At 70.6% G+C, this 20227-nt stretch carries 19 protein-coding genes and 1 tRNA gene; 14 read left to right on the forward strand and 6 right to left on the reverse strand.

All coding sequences use genetic code 11. The annotated features are described in order from the left end of the window. The first annotated feature begins 297 nt into the window (after positions 1–297). Together VGD32_RS02985 and VGD32_RS02990 are read left to right on the forward strand one after the other, a co-directional pair. Positions 298–1497 (forward strand): NAD(P)/FAD-dependent oxidoreductase, encoded by a 1200-nt coding sequence (locus VGD32_RS02985; RefSeq protein ID WP_331030420.1) that lies wholly within the window; start codon positions 298–300, stop codon positions 1495–1497. 75 nt (positions 1498–1572) lie between these two features. After that, positions 1573–1896, forward strand: coding sequence for a zf-TFIIB domain-containing protein (locus tag VGD32_RS02990; RefSeq protein WP_331030421.1), 324 nt, complete (start codon positions 1573–1575; stop codon positions 1894–1896). Between the two features lie 14 nt (positions 1897–1910). On the opposite strand, the gene VGD32_RS02995 is transcribed toward VGD32_RS02990, so the two are convergent. Together VGD32_RS02995 and VGD32_RS03000 are read right to left on the reverse strand one after the other, a co-directional pair. Continuing rightward, complete coding sequence (locus tag VGD32_RS02995; RefSeq protein WP_331030422.1) at positions 1911–2072, reverse strand: hypothetical protein; 162 nt, start codon at positions 2070–2072, stop codon at positions 1911–1913. Between the two features lie 46 nt (positions 2073–2118). Further along, entirely contained in the window at positions 2119–3837 is a 1719-nt protein-coding gene (locus VGD32_RS03000; protein WP_331030423.1) for a hypothetical protein, read from the reverse strand. Positions 3838–4011: 174 nt separating this feature from the next. Here VGD32_RS03000 and VGD32_RS03005 point away from each other — a divergent pair, with 174 nt between their 5' ends. The 5 genes from VGD32_RS03005 to VGD32_RS03025 all read left to right on the forward strand — a co-directional run bounded on the left by VGD32_RS03005 (position 4012) and on the right by VGD32_RS03025 (position 7564). Beyond that, positions 4012–4716 carry a response regulator transcription factor gene (locus VGD32_RS03005; RefSeq protein ID WP_331030424.1) on the forward strand — a complete coding sequence of 235 codons (705 nt, stop codon included), beginning with the start codon at positions 4012–4014 and terminating at the stop codon, positions 4714–4716. Beyond that, positions 4685–6331, forward strand: coding sequence for a HAMP domain-containing sensor histidine kinase (locus VGD32_RS03010; protein ID WP_331030425.1), 1647 nt, complete (start codon positions 4685–4687; stop codon positions 6329–6331). The genes VGD32_RS03005 and VGD32_RS03010 overlap by 32 nt, the downstream gene beginning before the upstream one ends. 13 nt (positions 6332–6344) lie before the next feature. Further along, positions 6345–6776, forward strand: coding sequence for an HPr kinase/phosphatase C-terminal domain-containing protein (locus VGD32_RS03015; protein ID WP_331030426.1), 432 nt, complete (start codon positions 6345–6347; stop codon positions 6774–6776). Between the two features lie 87 nt (positions 6777–6863). After that, positions 6864–7268 carry a PTS sugar transporter subunit IIA gene (locus VGD32_RS03020; protein WP_168045372.1) on the forward strand — a complete coding sequence of 135 codons (405 nt, stop codon included), beginning with the start codon at positions 6864–6866 and terminating at the stop codon, positions 7266–7268. After that, positions 7265–7564, forward strand: a complete 300-nt coding sequence (locus VGD32_RS03025; RefSeq protein ID WP_331030427.1) for an HPr family phosphocarrier protein — start codon at positions 7265–7267, stop codon at positions 7562–7564. Before VGD32_RS03020 ends, VGD32_RS03025 begins: the two co-directional genes overlap by 4 nt. Before the next feature lie 57 nt (positions 7565–7621). On the opposite strand, the gene VGD32_RS03030 is transcribed toward VGD32_RS03025, so the two are convergent. Continuing rightward, entirely contained in the window at positions 7622–8089 is a 468-nt protein-coding gene (locus VGD32_RS03030) for a peptidase S1 (protein ID WP_331030428.1), read from the reverse strand. Between the two features lie 163 nt (positions 8090–8252). Next, positions 8253–8328: transfer RNA gene (locus tag VGD32_RS03035), tRNA-Ala, on the reverse strand. 154 nt (positions 8329–8482) lie between these two features. On the opposite strand from VGD32_RS03035, the gene VGD32_RS03040 reads away from it, so the two are divergent. The 5 genes from VGD32_RS03040 (at position 8483) to hisS (ending at position 13369) form a co-directional block, all read left to right on the forward strand. Next, positions 8483–8809 (forward strand): YggT family protein, encoded by a 327-nt coding sequence (locus VGD32_RS03040; protein WP_331030429.1) that lies wholly within the window; start codon positions 8483–8485, stop codon positions 8807–8809. A gap of 125 nt (positions 8810–8934) precedes the next feature. Beyond that, a complete protein-coding gene (locus VGD32_RS03045) occupies positions 8935–9813 on the forward strand; it encodes a 3-hydroxybutyryl-CoA dehydrogenase (protein ID WP_331030430.1) in 879 nt (292 codons plus the stop codon). Beyond that, positions 9810–10391: a phthalate transporter gene (locus tag VGD32_RS03050; RefSeq protein WP_331030431.1), complete on the forward strand. Its 582-nt coding sequence runs from the start codon at positions 9810–9812 to the stop codon at positions 10389–10391. Before VGD32_RS03045 ends, VGD32_RS03050 begins: the two co-directional genes overlap by 4 nt. A gap of 89 nt (positions 10392–10480) precedes the next feature. Continuing rightward, positions 10481–11755 carry a DUF418 domain-containing protein gene (locus VGD32_RS03055; RefSeq protein ID WP_331030432.1) on the forward strand — a complete coding sequence of 425 codons (1275 nt, stop codon included), beginning with the start codon at positions 10481–10483 and terminating at the stop codon, positions 11753–11755. A 108-nt stretch (positions 11756–11863) separates the two neighbouring features. Next, complete coding sequence (gene hisS / locus VGD32_RS03060) at positions 11864–13369, forward strand: histidine--tRNA ligase (RefSeq protein ID WP_331030433.1); 1506 nt, start codon at positions 11864–11866, stop codon at positions 13367–13369. 223 nt (positions 13370–13592) lie between these two features. Here the strand turns inward: hisS and VGD32_RS03065 are convergent, their stop codons facing one another. After that, positions 13593–14984, reverse strand: coding sequence for an ankyrin repeat domain-containing protein (locus tag VGD32_RS03065; RefSeq protein WP_331030434.1), 1392 nt, complete (start codon positions 14982–14984; stop codon positions 13593–13595). A gap of 204 nt (positions 14985–15188) precedes the next feature. Then, a complete protein-coding gene (locus tag VGD32_RS03070; RefSeq protein ID WP_331030435.1) occupies positions 15189–17330 on the reverse strand; it encodes a M13 family metallopeptidase in 2142 nt (713 codons plus the stop codon). Between the two features lie 153 nt (positions 17331–17483). Between VGD32_RS03070 and VGD32_RS03075 the strand changes: the two genes are divergently transcribed. Continuing rightward, complete coding sequence (locus VGD32_RS03075) at positions 17484–19310, forward strand: cation:proton antiporter (protein ID WP_331030436.1); 1827 nt, start codon at positions 17484–17486, stop codon at positions 19308–19310. A gap of 214 nt (positions 19311–19524) precedes the next feature. Beyond that, positions 19525–20190: a TetR/AcrR family transcriptional regulator gene (locus tag VGD32_RS03080; protein WP_331030437.1), complete on the forward strand. Its 666-nt coding sequence runs from the start codon at positions 19525–19527 to the stop codon at positions 20188–20190. The last annotated feature ends 37 nt before the right edge of the window (positions 20191–20227 follow it).

Genomic DNA, 20227 nt, shown 5'->3' on the forward strand with positions numbered 1-20227 from the left:
CGCCGCGCGCCTTGAGGTGCGGTCAGATGGCTTCGCGATCGCGGAGGTAAGGCCGTCCCGCTCCGGGGTCAGCAATGGCTCAGGGGCGATCCGTCAGAGGCCCGGACGCAGGGCCGCCAGTCGGAGGGCGTGTGGAAAACGGCCGCGCGGGGCGGACAGTCTCGTCGAAACGGTAAAACAAAATCAGCACCGGGCGAGGCCCGGCCGCCCCGCGCCCTCCCCAACCGCTTCGGACGAAGCGGCGGACAGCCATGCCCGCCGCTCGCCGCCCCCGGGGCCGCATGCTAGAGCCCGCCCATGAAGCCCGAGACCGTGGATGTCCTGATCGTCGGCGCCGGCGCGGCCGGGATGATGTGCGCCATCGAGGCCGGGCGGCGCGGGCGCTCGGTGCGCGTCATCGACCATGCCCGGGCGCCGGGCGAGAAGATACGCATCTCGGGCGGCGGGCGCTGCAACTTCACCAATCTCGGGACCACGCACGGCATGGGGCCGGGCAATTTTCTCGGCGAGAACCCGCGCTTCGCCACCTCGGCGCTGAAGCGGTTCACCCAGCACGACTTCGTCAGGCGCGTCGACCGGGCGGGCATCGCCTGGCACGAGAAGACGCTCGGCCAGCTGTTCTGCGACGACTCGGCCAGGCAGATCATCCGCATGCTGACGGACGACATGCGCGAGGCGGGGGCGCGGCTGTCGCTGGGGGCGGCGGTCGAGCGGGTGGCGAGGGCCGGCGACGGCTTCGAGGCGGCCCTGTCGGACGGGTCGGTGGTGCGCAGCGCCTCGCTGGTGCTGGCCACCGGCGGCAAGTCGATCCCGAAGATGGGGGCGACGGGCTGGGCCTATGACGCGGCGCGGGCGTTCGGGCTGCGGGTCACCGAGACGCGGCCGGCGCTCGTGCCGCTGACCTTCGAGACCGGCCTGCTGGAGCGGCTGAAGCCGCTGGCGGGGGTGGCGGTCGAGGCCGTGGTCAGCGGCGGCGGGGCCTCATTCAGGGAGGCCATGCTGTTCACCCACCGCGGGCTGTCGGGCCCGGCGATCCTGCAGATCTCCAGCTACTGGCGCGAGGGCGAGGCCATCACCGTGGCCATGGCGCCCGGCGAGGACGTCTACGCACGGCTCAAGGCGGCGAAGGACGAGAACGGCCGGCAGATGGCGCATACGGCGCTCGGCCATCTGGCGCCGCGCCGGCTGGCGGAGAGCATCTGCGAGCGCGAGGGCGTGCAGGGGAAACTGGCCGAAATCGGCGACAAGGCGCTGCGGCGGCTGGATCAGGCGGTCAACGCCTGGACCGTCAAGCCGGTGGGCTCGGAGGGCTACCGCACCGCCGAGGTGACCCTGGGCGGGGTGGCGACGGACCAGCTGGACCAGCAGACCCTGGCCGCGAAATCCGTGCCCGGACTGTATGTGATCGGTGAGGCGGTGGACGTCACCGGCTGGCTGGGCGGCTATAATTTCCAGTGGGCCTGGTCGTCGGGGTGGGCGGCGGGCCAGGCCTGCTGAAGCGCTGCCTTTGGTCGCATGGCCGGAACCGCCGGCTGTGCCCAGGTTTGAGGACGGATCGAGGAGAGTGACCCCATGCCGCTACTGATGTGCCCCAACGACAACGCCGCCATGCAGACGCTGGAGCGCGGCGGCGTGCAGTTCGACATGTGTCCGACCTGCCGCGGCGTCTGGCTGGACCGCGGCGAGCTGGAGAAGCTGATGGCCGCCGCCAACGAGGAAGGCCGCGCCTCGGCCGCCCCGCCGCCGCAGGCCTGGCCGCCGCAGCAGCCCGCGCCCCAGCCGTGGGGCCAGCAGCCGCCGCCGCAGCAGGGCTATCGCGAGCCGCCGCGCTACCGCGACGACGACTACAAATACCGCAAGAAGAAGCGCGACAGCATCTTCGACATCTTCGACTGAGGCGTCGCGCGCCTCTAGGGCGTCTCGCCGTCGGTCGCGGGCTCGCCCAGCACCTCGCGAAAGTCGGCGACGACCCGTCTGGCCCGTTCGAGCTGTTCCGGAAGATGGGCCGCGGCGTCCTCGGCCTGTTCGAGCGAAACCGGGCCGGACGGCGCTATGTCGGCAAGCGTACTCATGGCCGGACAATCCGCCGGAAGCGCTTCCGTTCCATGAAAAACGCCGTCAGGCGGCCAGGCCCGCCGCCTTCATCAGCCCCTTGAGCGGCGCCAGGGTTTCCGGGGCGGCCGCGAGGACGGCGCGGTTGTCCGGCGCGCGGAACAGCTTGATCGCCTCGGCCCGGGCGCGGTCGGCGGCGGGTCCCGGCGGGGCGGTCTCTCCGCCCGCCATGCGCAGCAGCACCGCCAGCTTCTGCTGCAGCGGGGCGGGCGAGCGGGCCAGCATGGCGGTGATCCGGGCCTCGCCCTCGACGGCCCCGCCGACCGCGCCGATGGCGGTGACGATGTCGGTCTCGTCGCGCTCGGACAGGCCGCAGCCGCGCACGGCCCGGACCAGCCCGGCCAGCACGCCCAGCTTCTGGGCCGCCGTCTGGTCGGCGGAGGCGGCGCGCATCTCGCCCTCGAAACGCAGCGAGCCGACGCAGGCCGACAGCCAGCGGGCGGCGGCGCGCTTGTTGGCCAGCCCGGTGACGTTCTCGCACAGCCGGGTCAGGGCCTCGGCCTCGCACAGCACGGTGTTGCAGGGCTTCACATAGGCGGCGACGAAGTCGGCTGTGACCAGGGCCTTGGAGCGTTCGTTGAAGGCCGACTGGACCTCTTCCAGGGTCAGCAGGCGTCCGGCGGTGGCGGTCAGCGTCATGGCCAGGGTGCGCAGGATGTCGATCTCGCCGCCGGCGTCGTTCGGGCGCAGCCGGCGCGGGCTCATCAGCTCGCGCACCACCATGCGGGCGAGGGAGGCGGACAGCAGGGGGAACTGGCCGGCCGCCACCCGCTCGCCCAGCCGGGCCGCGGGCCCCTCGACGATCGGCACCTGCAGCGCCAGGCGGGGATCCTGGGCGATCAGGGCGGAGACCTCGCGCGGGGCGACCATCCGCACCACCGCCGCCAGCGACGCGCCCTGGTCGAGGGCCGGGCCGAGCACGTCGGCGAGATTGGTCCGGGCGGCGAACAGTTCGCACATGATCTGTTCGATGGGGACCATGACCATGGCGTGCGGCGGTCCGTCCATCGGCGCGCGCTCGGCCAGGTCCATCAGCCGGTCGAGGCGGGCGCGGCCGCCGCGCACGCCCTTCAGCGCCCCGGAGACGATGCCGCCCATGATGAAGGCGCGGTCGGACTGGCCGGCCAGCCGGTGGGCCAGATCGGCCAGCGAGTGGTTCTCCAGATCCGGAAACTGGTTCTTGCGCCCGGCGAACAGCAGGCGTTCGATCGTCCGTTCGGCAAGCTTCTGATAGTGACGGACGAGGTCGTGCACGGGCTGGCCCACGGCCTGGCTTTCCGGCACGGCGACCTTCTGGATGGCGTGCTGCAGCTCGACGCCCGAGGCTTCCAGCTTCTCGGCGAGGTCGGGCCGGTGCAGCAGTTCGAAGGCGGTAACGCCCTGGCGGTTGAGCCAGTCCTCGAGCACGCGCCCGATCAGTTCGCGCGCCGCCGGGGCGTACAGGTCCTGAGGCGAGCCGCAGCGCGGTCCGGCCTCGTCGTCCGGCACCACCCGCTTGCGCGGCGCCTCGGGCGCGCCGCGGGTCAGGACGGTGACGCTGTTGAAGGCCATGGTGTCGGGATCGAGCGTTTCCTTGGTCACCCGGACGGCGGCGGCGCGGTTGTCGGCCAGCAGTTCCTCGGCGGTCTGGATCGCGTTGGCGCGGTCCTCCGTCGCCATCTGGAGGCTCCAGGGGGCGGGCGCTGTCTTGCGGATATAGACTTCGTAGTGAACGGGGCCGGCCATGAAACGCTCGCACTGATGACCCTGCATCATGGCGCCAAGGCTTTAAGGTCGGGTTTCATTGCGCATTCAGGCGCGGCGGCCCATTTTGGCGCCGTAATCTCACCCAGTTGATTTAGAACGGTAACGCTTGCCGCGCGTTGAGTGCGGGAACCGGAAGCCTGCAAGGAGAGCGCCTTGGCCAACATCACCCTGGTCGACGACGACGAAAACATCGTGGCGTCCGTCTCGCTGGCGCTGGAAAGCCATGGTCACAAGATCACCGCCTACCACGACGGGGCGTCGGGGCTCGAGGCGCTGGAGTCCAACCCGCCCGACCTGGCCATCCTCGACGTCAAGATGCCCCGCATGGACGGGATGGAGGTGCTGCGCCGCCTGCGCCAGACCAGCCAGATTCCCGTGATCATGCTGACGTCGAAGGACGAGGAGATCGACGAGATTCTCGGCTTCAACCTCGGCGCCGACGACTACATCCACAAGCCGTTCAGCCAGCGGCTGCTGATCGAGCGGGTCAAGGCGCTGCTGCGGCGCACCGGCGCCGACGGCGGCGAGCCGGAGCCTGCGGGCGACGGCCCGACCAAGGCGATCAAGCGCGGCAAGCTGTCGATGGATCCGGCCCGCCACGAGTGCACCTGGGACGGCAGGCCGGTGAAGCTGACGGTGACGGAATTCCTGCTGCTGCAGGCGCTGGCGCAGCGGCCCGGCTTCGTGAAGAGCCGGGACAACCTGATGGACGCCGCTTACGACGACCAGGTCTATGTCGACGACCGCACGATCGACAGCCACGTCAAGCGGATGCGAAAGAAGTTCCGGGTGGTCGATCCCGAATTCGACGCGATCGAGACCCTGTATGGCGTCGGATACCGCTACCGCGACAGCTGAGCCGGACGATCCGGCCGACGACGACCGCCCGCGCCGCCCCAAGCGGTTCGGCGGCTCGCGGCTGGGCGGGTTCATCCTCGCCCTCAACCTGCTCCGCCTGCTGATCCTGTTCGTCGGCGCGCTGGCGCTGAACGAGTGGCGTCGGGGCCTGATCGAGGCGCGGCAGGAGACCCTGGCGGCCCAGGCCGAACTGCTGGTCCAGGTGCTGGGCGACGAGCGGCTGGGCGTCACCCGCGGCGAGCCGACGCCGGAACTCAACTACATCGAAGCCAGCCGCTGGCTGCGCGACAACTTCATTCCGGCCGGCCAGCGGGCGCGGCTGTTCGACGTCGACGGCATCCAGGTCGCCGACAGCTATGAGGTGACCGAGGCCATCTCCGGCGAGCCTCTGCCGCCCGCTCGACCCGCCGGCAGCCCGCCCGAGGTCCCCGATGCGCGCGAGAAGGCGAGCAACACCCGCAAGCTGGCCCAGGCCCGGCGGGCCCTGGCCGAGGAGGTCGAGACCGCCCTCGACGGCCGGTCGACGGCCACCCTGCGGATGTCGGACAGCGGCGACCGGGTGGTGTCGGTGTCCATCCCGGTCCGTCACGTCGAACAGGTGCTGGGGGTGCTGACGCTGGAGGCCGGGGATGTCGACGAGACGCTGGCCGCCCAGCGGCTGGCCCTGATGCCCTTCGCCCTGGTGGCCCTGTTCGTCTCGCTGCTGTCGTCCCTGCTGCTGCACCTGTTCGTCGCGCGGCCGGTGATGAGGCTGTCGGCGGCGGCGGATGCGGTCCGCCTGCAGCGGGCCCGGGCCATCTCCCTGCCGGATCTGGATCACCGCAAGGACGAGATCGGCGATCTGGCCCGGTCGCTGGAGACCATGACCGAGACCCTGTCCGACCGGATGGACGCCATCGAACGGTTCGCCGCCGACGTGGCGCACGAGATCAAGAATCCGCTGACCTCCATCCGGTCGGCGCTCGAGACCCTGCCGCTGGTCAGGACCGAGGCGCAGCGGGAAAAACTGACGGCGCTGCTGCAGCAGGACGTGCGGCGGCTGGACCGGCTGATCACCGACATCTCCAACGCCTCGCGGCTTGACGCCGAGCTGAACCGGGACCGCCCCCGCCCCATCGACCTGACCGTGCTGCTGAGAGAGATCGTCGACGTCTATGAGGCGGGGATCAAGCCGGACGGCGGCGTGCATGTGACCTTCACCGCCGCGGCGGCCGAGCACGCCATGATCCGCGGTCGGGACGGCCCCTTGGGGCAGGTGTTCCGCAACTTGATCGACAACGCCCGCTCGTTCAGCCCGCCGGGCGGGGTCGTCCGGGTCAGCCTGTCGCGCGACGACATCGATCCCGACCGGCCGATGCGGGTGCGGGTCGAGGATGACGGCCCCGGCATCCCGCCGGAGAACCTGGAGACGGTGTTCGAGCGCTTCTACACCGCCCGCCCGCGGGGAACCGCCTTCGGGACCAACTCCGGCCTCGGCCTGTCCATCGTCCGGCAGATCGTCGAGGCGCACGGCGGCCGGGTCTGGGCCGAGAACCGCCGGGGCCCCGACGGGGAGATCGCCGGCGCCCGCTTCGAGGTCGCCCTTCCCGCGGCCGCGACGGCGCGCAGGCCGTGACGGGAGGCCGCCCGTGAACGGCCGGCAGCCGCTCCACGGCACGGTCGCGGCGCGCTGGTCGCCCGGCGTGGGCTGGCGGGCGGTGCTGGTCACCGGATCCCCCGGCGCGGGCAAGAGCGACCTGACGCTGCGGCTGATCGGGCGCGGCTGGCGGCTGGTCGCTGACGACTACGCCCATGTCACGGCGTCGGGCGGGGCCCTCTACGCCGTGGCTCCGGAGACGATCGCGGGCCGGATGGAGGTCAGGGGCGTCGGCATCGTCCCGGTCTGCGCGCGCGGTCTGACCCGGCTGGCTCTGGCTGTCGAACTGGTCGAGGGGCCGGTCGAGCGCCTGCCGGAGCCGGAAATCCGGACCATAGACGGGGTGGCGTTGCCGGTGCTGCGTCTGAACGGATTCGAGGTCTCGGCGGTCGAAAAGGTCGCGACAGCGCTCGCCCGGCTTTAACCCGGGGCGGAGTTGGGCTATTCCGCGCGGCTTGCGGCCAGTCCACGCGACGGCCGGACGCGGGGGCGCGAGCTTGGTGAAGGCTTCATGATCGGCCTGGTGATCGTCACCCACGGGGGTCTGGCCTCCGAATTCCTGTCGGCCATGGAGCACGTCGTCGGTCCCCAGCGGGGCGTCGCGGCGATCTGCATCGGCCCCGAGGACGACATGGAGCGCCGCCGGCGCGACATCGTCGACGCCGCCCGGGCCGTGGACGACGGCGACGGGGTGATCCTGCTGACCGACATGTTCGGCGGCACGCCCTCCAATCTCGCCATCTCGGTGATGGAGGAGACCCATGCCGAGGTCATCGCCGGGCTGAACCTGCCGATGCTCATCAAGCTGGCCAGCGTGCGCGGCCGCGAGCCGCTGCAGGCCTGCGTCGCCCACGCCCAGGACGCGGGGCGCAAATACATCTCGGTGGCCAGTTGGGTCCTGCAGGGCGAGAAATGAGCGACGCAGCGAGCGCCTCCGGGGGCCGGGCGGCGGCGACCGCCAACATCTGCAACACCCGCGGGCTGCACGCCCGGGCCAGCGCCAAATTCGTCAAGCTGGCCTCGAGCTTCGACGCCGAGGTCCACGTCACCCGCGACGGCGTCACGGTCAACGCCCTGTCGATCATGGGCCTGCTGATGCTGGGGGCCGGCAACGGCTGCGGCATCGAGATCGTCGCCGAGGGCCCCGAGGCCGGGGCGGCGGTGGCGGCCCTCGCCGATCTGGTCGGGCGCCGTTTCGACGAGGATCAGTAACGAAAACGCCCCGGCGGCGGACCGTCGGGGCGTTGGTCGTCGACGGACGCAGAGTCCCTACGGCGTTTCGGTGATCAACAGCGAGGCCGAGGCGGTGCCGCCGTTGAAGGTGCCGACCCAGATGTCATAGGTGCCGCTGGACGGCCGGTTGAAGCGGACCTCGGCGTCGCCGTCGCCCCAGCTGTCGTCGTCGCAGTACCAGCGGCCGTCCGGGCCGTTGATGATCAGGGTGGTGTCGGTCGACGACCGGGTGCGGAACACCAGCGGCAGCGAACCGGCGCTGTAGGTGACCTCATAGTCCGGGGCGTTGGAGATGTCGCCGACGCAGGCGGCCGGCAGATCGGTGTCGGTGTAGGCGTCGATCGAGCCGCCGGCGGTGATGTTGACGCGGTACGGGTCCGGCGTGAACCCGGCGTTGAGGCGGATTTCGCCGAAATTGGCGGTCAGGCCGGCGTTCTGGGCGACGGCGAGACCCGGCGCCGCGAGTGCGGCGGCGAGCGCCAGCGCGCTGACGAAACGTTTCATGATAGTTCCCCCAAGAGTTTGCTGTGGATCAGCCCGGAGCGAACTCCACGCCAATCCCGGCCCCTCGTCAAGCTGACGGAACAGTGTTGTCAGGTTTCGTGGGTCGCTGTGGCCGCGAAGGAGAGCCTGCCGATCCAGCAAAGCGCGTCAGCGCGATGCAGGATGGTGGAGCCGAGGGGAGTCGAACCCCTGACCTCGTCATTGCGAACGACGCGCTCTACCAACTGAGCTACGGCCCCGTTTTCCGGGTGCAGGCGAGGGCGCGAGATACGGGGGGGCGAGGGGACTGTCAACGGGTCGCGCGCCCGCGGCCCCCGCCGGACGGGAAAACTTGGCGCGGCGGCCCCGGTCCCGCTATGAAGCGGACATCATCCAGCAGGAGCGTCGCGGGGCATGGCCGCCATCATCGGGTTCATCTTCTTCGTCATCGACGCCGTCCTCGGACTGTTCGTCCTGGCGCTGGTCGTCTACGCCATCCTGAGCTGGCTGGTCGCCTTCGACGTCATCAACTACCGCAACCGCTTCGTCGCCTCCCTCGCCCATACCCTCGACCGGATCATCAGCCCCGTGCTGGCGCCGTTGCGCGCCTTCATCCCGCCGCTGGGCGGGATCGACATCACGCCGATCGTGGCCTGGATCCTGATCGCCGGTATCCGCATCTATCTGCTTCCGGCCTCCGAGGCCGCCCTGCTCAGCCTGACGACCGGAAGCTACTACTGAGGTGCGGCCGGGCCACGGCCCCGCGCGATTGCGGGGAGGGGCGGCGCTTGACGCTTGCGTGACGCCGCGACCGTCCTAAGGTGCCGCTCCGATCGGGCCCCGCGCCCGCCAGTTCACCGGACTTCATGACCACGATCCGATCAGTCGCCATCGTCGGCGCGGGCCAGATGGGGGCCGGCATCGCCCAGACCGTCGCCGTCGGCGGCTACGACGTGCTGCTCCACGACGCCGCCCCGGAGCGGGTGCCGCAGGCCCAGGGCGCCATCGCCGCCAGCCTGGCCCGCCAGGTCGAGCGCGGCCTGACCACCCAGTCGGCCGCCGACGCGGCGCTCGCCCGCATCCGCGGGGCGAAGTCGCTGGCGGAGGCGGCGAAGGCCGATCTGGTCATCGAGGCGGCGGTCGAGGACGAGGCGGTCAAGAAGTCGATCCTCGCCGAGCTGGTCCCGCACCTGGGGCCGGAGACCCTGCTGGCGTCGAACACCTCCTCGATCTCGATCACGCGCTTGGCCTCCGCGACGGACCGGCCGGAGCGCTTCATCGGCCTGCATTTCATGAAGCCGGCGCCAGTGATGAAACTGGTCGAGATCATCCGCGGCATCGCCACCTCGGCCGGGACCTACGACACCGCCGTGGCCTTTGCCGAGAGCCTCGGCAAGACCACCACCAACGCCGAGGACTTCCCGGCCTTCATCGTCAACCGCATCCTGGTGCCGATGATCAACGAGGCGATCTACACCCTGTACGAGGGCGTCGGGAACGTGGCCTCCATCGACAAGGCGCTGAAGCTGGGGGCCAACCACCCGATGGGGCCGCTGGAGTTGGCGGACTTCATGGGGCTGGACGTGGTGCTGGCGATCATGAACGTGCTCTACGAGGGCCTCGCCGACAGCAAATACCGGCCCTGCCCGCTGCTTGTGAAATACGTCGAGGCTGGCTGGCTGGGACGCAAGTCCGGGCGCGGCTTCTACGACTATTCCGGCGAGACGCCGGCGCCGACGCGATGATCCGCCCCAAGCTTCCGCCGCTCGAGCGGCCCGAGGACTTCCCCGGCCAGACCCGGGTGACGTGGCGGCGCGAACCCTACCGGATCGTGCTGGCGGCGCTTCTCGGGGCGCTGTGGCCGCCGCTGATCATCACCCTGCCGTTGTGGCCGCCGCGGAACTGGCTCCCGGGGCTGGAGGTCGACTGGCGCCTGACGGTGCTGTTCATCGGCCTGCTGGCCGTGCCGGGCGGCCTGTGGCTGCTGGACAAGGAGCGGCGGATGACCGGCCGGCCGGCGACCCGTCTGGGCGTGATCTGGCGCTTCATGTTCTACGGCGGCCTGCTGGCCGCGGGGCTGGGCGCGCTGTTCGCCGTGGTGCAGTCGCTGCTGCAGTGGCTGCACGCCGCCAATATCGGCGAGGCGGTCGGGGGCAGCGAGACCTCGCTGCTCATCTATGGCGTCGGGGGCCTGTCGGTCGCGGTGCTGGTCGGCGTCAGCTACGCCCTGTGGGCCGGGCTGTGCGCCGCCTTCATCGCCTTCCGCCCGCAGCCCGAGGTGCGCGACCGGCTTGGCCTGATGGGCCGCGGCGAGCCCGACTGAGCGGGCCTGGCCCGCATTACGGCGAATTTAGTTTGCGCCCGGCCGGGGCCGTGTAAAGCTTCCTTGTCTTATCATCGAGGGGGATGACCATGACCGCAGCCGACGCCGCCCAACCGCAACCGGTGCTCGCGCCCGTCGCGCCCAAGGACCGCATCTTCAACCTCGACATGCTGCGGGGCTGGGCCATCCTCGGCATCCTGGCGGTCAACGCCATGGCGTTCGCCTGGCCGATGTCGGTCGAGATGGGCGGAGCGAAGCCCTTCGCGATGGAAGGGGCGAACCTGATCGGCCATTGGGTCACGGACGTCTTCTTCGCCGACAAGTTCCGCACGCTCTTCACCATGCTGTTCGGGGTCTCGATCTTCCTCGTCGGCGGCGAACGGGCGGACGAGGCGCGCGGCAAGCTGCTGCGCCGGCGCCTGTTCTGGCTGGGGGTCTTCGGTCTGATCCACGGCGTCGCCTTCTGGTTCGGCGACATCCTCCTGCACTACGCCTACGCCGGCCTGCTGATGATGCTGTTGCGGTCGTGGCCGGCCAGGCGGCTGCTCTGGGTCGGCGGCCTGTTCACGGCGCTCTGGGCGGTGATCGCCAGCGCCGGCCCTGTGCTGGGGCCGATGGTGATGGCGTCCATGGGGCCGGAGTTCAAGGCCCAGTTCGAGGCCAACCAGCCCAACGTCACGCCGGCGGAGGTCATGGCCACGGTCGAGCTGGTGCGCTCGGGCTACATCCCTGCGATGACCGAGAACCTGAAAGGCTGGGCCATGATCCAGTTCTTCAGCCTGTTCCTGATCCCGATCAGCGTGCCGCTGATGATGCTGGGCCTCGGCCTGTTCAAGTCGGGCTATCTGTTCGGCCGTTCTCCGGTGTGGATCTATGTCCTGGTGGCGGCGCTCGGCGCGGCCAATCTGGCGCTGTTCGGCTACTACGCCTGGATCGAGCTGAACGGCGGGACCCTGCCGCTGGAAGGGCTCGAAAGCGCCCTGGGCGGCGCCGCGCCGCTGATCACACTCGGCTACGTCAGCATGCTGATCCTGCTGACCCGCTTCGGTCTGAGGATGGTGACCGCCGTGCTCGCTCCCGTCGGGCGGATGGCCTTCACCAACTACCTGACCCAGACGCTGATCATGACGACCCTGTTCTACATGCCCTGGGGGCCGCACTGGTACGGGACCATGGGTCCGGGCGCCCTGTGGGGCGTGGTCGGGGCCATCTGGGTCGCCCAGCTGATCTGGTCGCCCCTGTGGCTGTCGGTGTTCCAGATGGGGCCGTTGGAGTGGGTGTGGCGCTGCCTGACCTACGGACGGCTGGTGGCGATCCGCAAGACGGCGGCGCCCGGCGGCCGCGCCGACCCGGTCGCGATCTGAAGAGAAGGGTCGAGGGGCCGGCCACGCCGAAAGCGGCCGTCGCTCCCATCGCAGGGCCTGTTCCCTCGACCCTCGACCCTCGCCTCTCCCTCCTCTAGGAAGCGCGGCATGACCGACGCTCCCATCCGCCCTGAAGCCCGCAGCCCCCGGGGGTTCGCCGACCGCCGCGGCCGCGACCTGATCGCCGAGCGCCGCCTGGTGAGCCGGGTGTCCGCCGTCTACGAACGCTGGGGCTTCGAGCCGCTGGACACCGGGGCGTTCGAATACGCCGACGCTCTCGGCAAATTCCTGCCCGACGCCGACCGGCCGAACGAGGGCGTGTTCGCCCTGCAGGACGATCCCGACGCGGACGGACACGGCGAGTGGATGGCGCTGCGCTACGACCTGACCGCGCCCCTCGCCCGGTTCGCCGCCCAGAACTGGGAGACGCTGCCCAAGCCGTTCCGCCGCTACGCGTTCGGCCCGGTGTGGCGCAACGAGAAGCCGGGGCCCGGCCGTTTTCGCGAGTTCGTGCAGTGCGACGCCGACACCGTCGGCTCGGACCGGCCCGAGGCCGACGCGGAGATCATCGCCATGGCCTGCGAGGGCCTGCAGGCGGCGGGGCTGGCGTCGGACCAGGCCGTGATCCGGGTTTCGAACCGCAAGCTGTTCGACGGTCTGTTCGAGGCGGGCGGCGTCGAGGACGCGGGCCAGAAGCTGACCGCTCTGAGGGCGATCGACAAATACGACCGGCTGGGCTGGGACGGCGTGGCCGCCCTGCTGGGCGAGGGCCGGCTCGACGAGTCCGGCGACTATACGAAGGGGGCGCGCCTGCCATCGCCGGTGATCGCGGCCATCGAGGGCTTCCTCGACTCGGCGGGGGACGGGCAGGCCTCGCGCGCCTCGACGCTCGACGCAGTGGCCCGCTCCGGGAACATCGGCGCGGCGGGGGAGGCGGCGCTGACGGAACTGGCGGCGATCGACCGGGCCCTCGGCGCCATGAAGGTGGCCCAGGCGGCGGTCCGGTTCGATCCGACCATCGTGCGCGGGCTGGAATACTACACCGGCGCCGTGTTCGAGGCCGAACTGCTGCTGGAGACCACCGACGACAAGGGCCGGGCGGTGCGCTTCGGCTCGATCGGAGGCGGCGGCCGCTACGACGATCTGGTGGCGCGATTCACCGGCGAACGCCTGCCGGCGACGGGCTTCTCGTTCGGGGTCTCCCGGCTGGCCTCGGCCCTGCGCGCCGCCGGACGGGGCGGCGAGGACGCCGTGCGCGGACCGGTGGTTGTGATCGTCTTCTCCGAAACCGACATGCAGCACTACCTCGACGCGGTCTCGGACCTGCGCAACGCCGGGATCGCCGCGGAGCTCTACCTCGGCCGCGCCGGCATGAAGGCGCAGATGAAATACGCCGACCGGCGGGGCGCGCCGGCCGTGGTGATCCTGGGCGGTGACGAGCTCGCGGCCGGGCAGGTGACCATCAAGGACCTCGACGCCGGCCGGGCCCTTGCCGCCGGGATCGCCGACAACGAGGCATGGAAGGCGGAACGCCCCGGTCAGCTCGTGGCCGCGCGCGGCGACCTGGTGGCGACCGTCCGGCGGATCGTCGATGCTCCGCACACGGATGCGTGAGTTATCATTGATAAGGGATGAAAACGGGGCGTTTCGGCTGCGACTTCATTGACTTGGCCGCCGGAATGTCGTCATTCTGAGGCCACTCGAGAGCCGCCGCGTTTTGGCGCGGCAGCCTTTCGGAGGCGTTTCGGGGAGGAAACGTCCGCTCCGTAGAGAGCGAAAGAAGCCCGCCGCGATGTATCCCCCGCGGCGGGCTTTTTCGTGCCTGAACGCCCTCGCGTCAGTCCGGCGTCCATGTCTGCAGCAGGTCGGCGGCTTCGGCCTGGTTTCCGTGCTGGGCCCAGTCCAGGGGCGTGCCGCGCCACAGGGTGTCGACGGCGCCGCGGTCCGCGCCGGCCTGCAGCAACAGACGCATGACGGGCAGGTCGCCCTCCAGCGCCGCCTGGTGCAGCGGAGTCGAATGCGTATGGACCGGCATCCGGCGGTTGGGATCGGCTCCGGCCTCGAGACACAGGCGGACCGCGTCGGCCTGCCGGTTGATCACGGCTGCAGCCAGCGCGGCCTGGCGGTCGTCCCCCGACGCCTTCTTCAGCAGGCCGGGCAGCGGTCCGATCCGCCCCAGGCCCGCGGCGCTGACGGCGTCGAGCGGCCGGCCCTCCTCGACGAGCCATGCGACCACGGCGGTCTGGCCGTGGCCGAGCGCCGACAGCAGGGCCGCGCTGTCCACCCGGCCGCCCGCCTCGGTCAGGACGGACGCGAGGGCGATCTGTTCCGGCCCGCTCATCCGGCCGTTGGTCATGACCAGGGCCAGGGCGTAGTCGACGTCGGCCGGCTTGACCCCGCGCGCCAGCATCAGACGGGCGAGGTCCGCGATATTGGGCGGCGAGCGTGGGATCAGGGTGGGGTTGTTGGCGATGAACCAGAACAGGGCCGGGTCGCTGAAATAGCCTGGGGGGCCCAGCTCGGGCTCCAGCGCCCGCTCCGTCAGCAGGCGCGGGTGGTCGTCGAGCAGGCGCGCCAGGGCCGCGGCGTCGCCGGACTGGATGGCGGAGACGGCCGCCCGGAACATCGGATCGGCGATCTTGGGCCCGTCAGCGAGGAGCGCCAGGATTCGCTCGCGGTCGGCCGGGGTTCCGTCGCGCGCCACGTCGAAGGGGCGGCGGTTGCGGCCGTCGCCCTGCCAGAACAGCGCCCCCCGGCGGAGCAGCAGTTCGACCAGACTCGCGGGCCCGGTGCGGGCGGCCGCATGCAGCGGCGTCGCGCCGTCCTCGCAGAAGGCGCGGGGGAACGCGCCGGCGTCCAGCAGGCGTGCGGCAACGGCGATCCGGTCCGCCGCGGGCGCGTCCGACCCGCAGGCCAGATAGAGGGGCGTATTGACCTCGCCCGGTTCGCCATCGACGGCGGCGCCGGCCGCCAGCAGCGCGCGCACGGCCGCTTCGTCGCCCGTCGCAGCGGCCCGGGACAGGGGCGAGCGGCGGCCTTCGTCGATCCGGGTCAGAACCGCGCGCATCAGCGCGGCCCAGTTGGAGAAGCCGTGATCCCGGGCGATGCGCGCCTGGGCCGTGGCCAGGAGGCAGCCTTCGGCGCGGGCCAGCCGCTTGGCCTCCTTGCGCAGATATTCCTGGGAGGGGTGCGGCGGCAGCTGACGGCGCGGCGCCTGATCGGTGGACATGGGAAACCCTTTCCTCGGCGCCCGGTGTCCGCTCGGCGGGCTGGAAAAGGTCGCTGTCGTTCGGGGCGTGTGGAGGCGGGCTGAGCCCTTTCCGCGGACGGGAGGCCGCCCCTGACGACCTCCGCCGAGGCTAGCCGGGCGCCGGCCAAAAGAAAAGGCCGGGACGTCGCCGCCCCGGCCCTTCCTGTTCGATGCGTCCGATCGCTACCAGATACGGACGCGGTCGGCCGGAGCGAGGTAGTATTTCGAGTCCGGCTGGACGTCGAAGGCTTCGTACCAGGCGTCGACGTTGCGGACCGGGCCGATGACGCGGAACTCGGCCGGGCTGTGCGGATCGGTGGCGATCTGGTTGCGCAGGGCGTCGTCGCGGTACTTCGACTGCCAGACCTGGGCCCAGCCGTAGAAGAAGCGCTGGTCGCCGGTAACGCCGTCCAGCACCGGGGCCGGCTGGCCGTTCAGCGACAGGTGATAGGCTTCGAGGCCCACCGCCACGCCGGCGGCGTCGCCGATGTTCTCGCCCATGGTCAGGCCGCCCTGGACCTTGAAGCCCGGGATCGGCTCGAACTGATCGTACTGGGCGCCGAGGCGCGTGGTCAGGGCCGTGAAGTTGGCCTTGTCCGCGTCGGTCCACCAGTTGCGCAGCACGCCGTCGCCGTCCGACTTCGAGCCCTGGTCGTCGAAGCCGTGGCCGATCTCGTGGCCGATGACGCCGCCGATGCCGCCGTAGTTCACGGCCGGGTCGGCGTCGGGATCGAAGAAGGGCGGCTGCAGGATGGCGGCCGGGAAGACGATCTCGTTGTTGGTCGAGTTGTAGTAGGCGTTGACCGTCTGCGGGGTCATGCCCCACTCGTCCTTGTCGACGGGCTGGTTCAGGCGGTTCAGCTGGTAGTTCCACTGGAACAGGCCGGCGCGCTCGGCATTGCCGAACAGGTCGTCAGGCCGGACCTCGAGCGCGGAGTAGTCGCGCCACTTGTTCGGATAGCCGATCTTGACCGTGAACTTGGCCAGCTTGTCCTGGGCCGCCGCCTTGGTCTCGGCGCTCATCCAGTCGTAGGTGTTGATCCGGTTGCTGAGCGCGATGCGCAAGTTGGCGACCAGCTCCTCCATCTTGGCCTTGGACTCGGCGGGGAAGTATTCGGCCACGTACTGGCGGCCGACGGCCTCGCCCAGCATGCCCTCGGCGAAGCTGATGCCGCGCTTGTCGCGGGGGCGCTGCATCGGCTGGCCGTTGAGGTCGCGCGAGCGGAACTCCCACTGGGCGTCGGCGAAGCGGCGCGACAGGCGTGACGCGGCGTCGTCGGTGGTGTGGAAGGCCTGCCAGGCCTGGATCACCTCGATCGGGGCCTCGGCGTAGATGGCCGCGATCTTCGGCATCGCCGTGTCCTGGCGGACGATCAGGCGCGGGACCTCGCCGACGCCGATGGCCGAATAGTAGTCCTGCCACGGGAAGCCCGGGGCGTCGGCGGCCAGCTGGGCGATGGTGTATTCGTTGTAGGTCTCGTCGCGGTTGCGGTTCTGGATCGGGGTCCAGTGCGCCTCGGCGATGCGCGTCTCGAAGGCGAGGATCGCGTCGGCGTTGGCGGCCGGGTCAGCCCAGCCGATCATCTCGAGCATGCGCTCGACATAGGCCCGGTACAGGCCCTTCTTCTCGGCCCAGCGCTCTTCCAGATAGTAGTCCCGGTTGGGCAGGCCGAGGCCCGACTGGCCGGTGGTGACGACATAGCGGTTCGGCGCCTTCTGGTCGGTCGAGATGCCGGTGCCGAAGATCGATCCGCCGATGCGGCCCTGCGTTTCGCCCATGTAGACCGCGGCCTTGTCATGGGTGTCGGCGGCGCGGATGGCGGCGAGGTAGGGCTGCAGCGGCTGGGCGTCGAGCGCCTCGATGCGGGCCTCGTCCATGTACGAGCGGTAGGCGTCGGCGATCTTCTGCTCGTCCGAACCGGGGACCAGGTCGGTGCGCGCCGCGAGGGCGTCGATCATCACCTTGACGCGGTTGTCCGACAGTTCGCGCAGCAGGTTGAACGAGCCGTAGCTGGTGCGGTCGGAGGGGATCTGCAGCCGGTCCAGCGCCGCGCCGTTGGCGTAGCGGAAGAAGCTGTCGCCCGGGGTCACCGAGGTGTCCCGTCCGTTCAGGTCGAAGCCCCAGGTTCCGTATTTCGGCGCCGCGACGCCCTGGTAGCCGAGCACGGTCGCGCCGGGCTCGGGGGTCTGGAACAGCTCGAACACCGTGCAGCTGTCGTCGACGCAGGCGTGGTCATGCCCGTCGTCGGCGAAATGCTGGGCCAGCGCGGGCGCGGCGGGCAGGAGCAGGGCGCCGACGGCGGCGCCGATGAGCAGCTTCTTCATGTGGGTTTCCCTCGACTTGACTTCGCTATCCGGAAGGTCGGCGGCGACCCTACGCGCGCACGGGGGCCTGTCGCCTGAATTTTTTGTCATCAAACGACGGAAAGCCGGACAGGACGGCGTTTCAGCCTGTAGGCTGAACCGTATGGAGGGCGGATGACGGGTCACGGCGGCGCGGGCGGCGAATACAAGGATCTGGTGGTCTTTCTGGCCGCGGCGGGCGTCATGGTCCCGCTGTTCAACCGGCTCAGGATCAGTCCGATTCTCGGGTTTCTCGCCGCGGGCGTTCTGCTCGGTCCCGACGGCCTGGCGCGGCTGGCCGATACGGCTCCGTGGCTGTCGTGGCTGACCATTTCCGACGCCGGCCAGATCCGCTCCCTGTCCGAACTGGGCGTCGCCTTCCTGCTGTTCATGATCGGCCTCGAGCTCTCGTGGGAACGGCTCAGGTCCATGCGCAAGCTGGTGTTCGGCCTCGGCCTGAGTCAGGTCGCCGTCTGCACCGTGGTGCTGGCCGCCCTGTTCATGCTGATGGGCCAGACGCTGGTCTCGGCGGCGGTGCTGGGCATGGGGCTGGCGCTGTCCTCGACCGCCGTGGTCATGCCGGTGCTGGCCGAGCGCGGGCGGGTGCAGACCACTGCGGGCCGGGCGACCTTCGCCGTGCTGCTGGCCCAGGACCTCGCCGTGGCCCCGATCCTGATCACCGTCACGGTGCTGGCGGCGCTGGCGCAGAGCGGCGGCGACATCGACGCGGGCACGCTGCGGACGGCGCTGCTGACCCTGGTGCCGGCGGCCATAGGCCTGGCGCTGCTGGTCGGCCTCGGGCGGCTGGTGCTGCGGCCGATGTTCCGCTCCGTCGCCAAGGCCAAGTCGCGCGGCCAGGGCCAGGAGATGTTCGTCGCGGCCAGTCTGCTGGTCGTCATCGGCGCCGGCCTGGCGGCCCAGGCGGCCGGCCTGTCGATGAGCCTGGGCGCGCTGATCGCCGGCCTGCTGCTGGCCGAGACCGAGTTCCGGCGCGAGGTCGAGCTGTCGATCGAACCGTTCAAAGGCCTGCTGCTGGGCGTGTTCTTCGTCGGCGTCGGCATCGGCCTGGATCTCGACGTCGTGGTCGCCGATCCGGTTGGGGTGTTCGGGCTCGCCGCGGCCCTGACCGCGATCAAGGTGGCGCTGATCTACGGCGCGGCCCGGTTGTGGGGCGTCAAGAACAAGGCGGCGGTCGAGACGGCGCTGGTGCTGGGCCCGGCGGGGGAGTTCGCCTTCGTCATCCTCGGCGCCGGACTGGTCGAGGGCATCGCCTCGCCGGCCTTCACCGGCACGGTGCTGGTCGCGGCCACCATCAGCATCTTCACCATCCCGGCGATGGCGGTTCTGGCCGGACGGCTGACGCGGACGAAGACGGCCACGCCGGACCTGCCGGCCGAGGCGCTGGAGCCGGTCGCGGCCGACCGGCAGGTGCTGATCGTCGGCTTCGGCCGGGTCGGGCGGCTGGTCGGTGAGATGCTGACCGAACACGGCCAGTCCTATCTGGCGCTGGACGCCAACGCCTCGACCGTGGCCAAGGGCCGGGCCGAGGGCGCGAACGTCTTCTATGGCGACGCCGGCCGGCCGGAGATGCTGCAGCTGTGCGGGATCGACACGGCCCGGGCGGTGATCGTGACCATGGACGCGCCGGCCAAGGTGGATGAGGTGGTGCGAACCGCGCGCGGGCTGCGGCCGGACCTGATCCTCATCGCCCGCGCCCGCGACGAACGGCACGCCGAGCGGCTGTACCAGCTGGGCGTCACCGACGCCGTGCCCGAGACCACCGAGGCGGCGTTGCAGCTGGCCGAGAACACCCTGGTCGACCTGGGAGTGCCGATGGGCCTGGTGCTGGCCTCGATCCACGAGCGCCGCGATCGCTTCCGGACGCTGTTCCAGGAGGCGATGCCGGACAATCCGGGCCGCCCCCGCCGGCCCCGCGCGCTGCGCTCGACAATGCGGACCTGACCACCGGTCAAGATGTCGCGCCGTTAACCCCGGCGGTCATCGTCCCGTTAATCTCCGCACCCCATTTTGGTCATCGTTGCGTGATGACTGCGCCTGTCGTCAGAAGACGACTCCTGCGGACGCACGGCAGCGCGTTCCGCTTCCTCCCCATCGCTTCGGCGGTCAAGTTGTCGATCGGCGGGCGTCAGCCGCCGTTTAGTCGAGTACCTGTTTTATGCGAGATGTCGCCCTGCCCTCCTCCCAGTCCGAAACCCAGACCGAGACCGAGACCCCCCGCCTGAATCGCCGTCAGGCCGCCAAGGTCCGCACTCGCCAGAAGGTTCTGGACGCCGCCCGCCAGCTGTTCGCCGAGCGCGGCTACGAGCCCGCCACCATCCGCGACATCGCCAAGGGGGCGGGCATGTCGACTGGCGCGGTGTTCGCCAACTTCCAGGACAAGGCCGAGCTGTTCGAGGCCGTGCTGGCGACCGACATGGTCCGGCTGGCCGAGACCATGAAGGCCGCCGCCGCCACCGAGGGCTCGACCCGCACCCGCCTGCTGTCCGCGCTCGGCGCCGCCTACCACGACTCCCTCGAGCAGTTGCCGCTGGTCCAGGCGGTGATCGCCCGCTCCTGGTTCCAGCCGGTGGCGGCCGAGATGCGCGCCCGCGCGGCCATCAAGCCGTTGCTGAGCGTGGTGACCGACACCCTGCAGGGCGGCGTGCGCGAAGGCGAGCTGCGCCAGGACGCCGACGTCCGCCTGCTGGCCGAATTGATCTACGACGCCTTCCTGTCGAACTACCGCCGGGCCGCCTACGACGGCTGGGCCATGGATCAGCTGACCGGGCAGATGGGCAAGCAGGTCGACGTCATCCTCGCGGGCGCCATCAGTCGGCAGTAGGCCCGGTTACGACATCAGGGAAAGGCCGCGACGTCCC

This window comes from Brevundimonas sp., from assembly GCF_036402095.1.
In the GTDB taxonomy this organism is placed as follows: domain Bacteria; phylum Pseudomonadota; class Alphaproteobacteria; order Caulobacterales; family Caulobacteraceae; genus Brevundimonas.